This is a genomic window from Novosphingobium album (ex Liu et al. 2023), from assembly GCF_029076845.1.
Taxonomy (GTDB): domain Bacteria; phylum Pseudomonadota; class Alphaproteobacteria; order Sphingomonadales; family Sphingomonadaceae; genus Novosphingobium.
The window spans coordinates 1-1,111 of record NZ_JARESE010000078.1; the positions used below are offsets into that span (position 1 = coordinate 1).

At 59.0% G+C, this 1,111-nt stretch carries 2 protein-coding genes; one reads left to right on the forward strand and one right to left on the reverse strand.

Annotated elements, in window-relative coordinates:
• Positions 1 to 92: 92 nt before the first annotated feature.
• Complete coding sequence (locus tag PYV00_RS21705) at positions 93 to 728, reverse strand: helix-turn-helix domain-containing protein (RefSeq protein WP_275230432.1); 636 nt, start codon at positions 726 to 728, stop codon at positions 93 to 95.
• An 85-nt stretch (positions 729 to 813) separates the two neighbouring features.
• On the opposite strand from PYV00_RS21705, the gene PYV00_RS21710 reads away from it, so the two are divergent.
• A partial coding sequence (locus tag PYV00_RS21710) for a transcriptional regulator (protein ID WP_275230433.1) occupies positions 814 to 1,111 on the forward strand: 298 nt, incomplete at its 3' end.

A 1,111-nucleotide genomic window follows, 5' to 3' on the forward strand; every position in this document is an offset into this window, starting at 1 on the left:
CGCTATCTTCGCCTGCGCCTCGCGCAGGTGCTGCTCAAGCTCGCCCAACGCCTGATCTCCTGAGACGCAGGGAGAGGTCGGGAGCGGCCCGTTCAGGCATCCCTTCCCCGCGCTCCCGGTCTATCATTTTTCCCGCCCCGCCTTTCGGTTTGTCGGTTTGGACCCAAGCTCCGAAAACCCAACCCCTTGTCGTGAACAGTTGGGGATCGCGCGTTTGTCGCGATCGAACGGACCAGCGTCATGATCGCTGCCTTTTCCTTCGGCTCAATTGACCGAAACAGCCCCAGTAACTCCACCTCATCACTCGTTAATGGATGATCGTCACGAAGTGGAGTCTCTGAGTTGCCGACCTTACCGACATCACCCGCCTCACGGAGAGGCAGAAATTCGTCCTGCGGCGTCTCGGTGCCAGCGCGCTTCCGCTGGTTTTGGAAGAAGCGCCTCGAAGTAGTCGGTATTTTCAGATACCAAACACGGCCGTCTACTAGCTCTCGCGCTTGCATTTCCTTGATTATCGCAATTTGAGCGTATCCCAGCCAGCGCGGGTTAGATTTGTGCTGGCCATTTTCAAACGCTGATACAGTTTGCTGGGAGAGTTCAACCTTGTCATCCAGCTCAGCTGCAATGGTTCGAATCGCGCGAGCGACTTGACCCGTGGACCATCCGAGAAGATCTCGCATTGCCCGCAGCCATGCCGCGTTGTGCGCTATGTCCTCAGGCGTATCCACGACTAGGCAAGCTAGGCGACAAATGGCAACCAAGGATAACTAATTACTGGTTGTTACTGGTAGATCGATGTGCCATGTTCAGCGCATGGATCACGTCGAACTACAGTTGGCGATGAAGGCCTTTCGTCGCGCGGTGGCATGGTGCGGCAGCGGCGCAGCTTTCGCGCGACGGTTCGGCATGAAGCAACAGACCGTGTCGTACCGACTGAAGAACGACATTCCACTTCAGTCGGCGGAAGAGGTCCTATCGGTCGAGTTCGCCACCGGCATTTCGCGTCACGAGCTGCGGCCCGACATCTACCCGATCGAGACCCCCCCGTCGTCCGGCACCCCGCCGGGCGATGCGTCGGCGGCGGCGAATCCCCGAACGGCCGCCGCCGGCG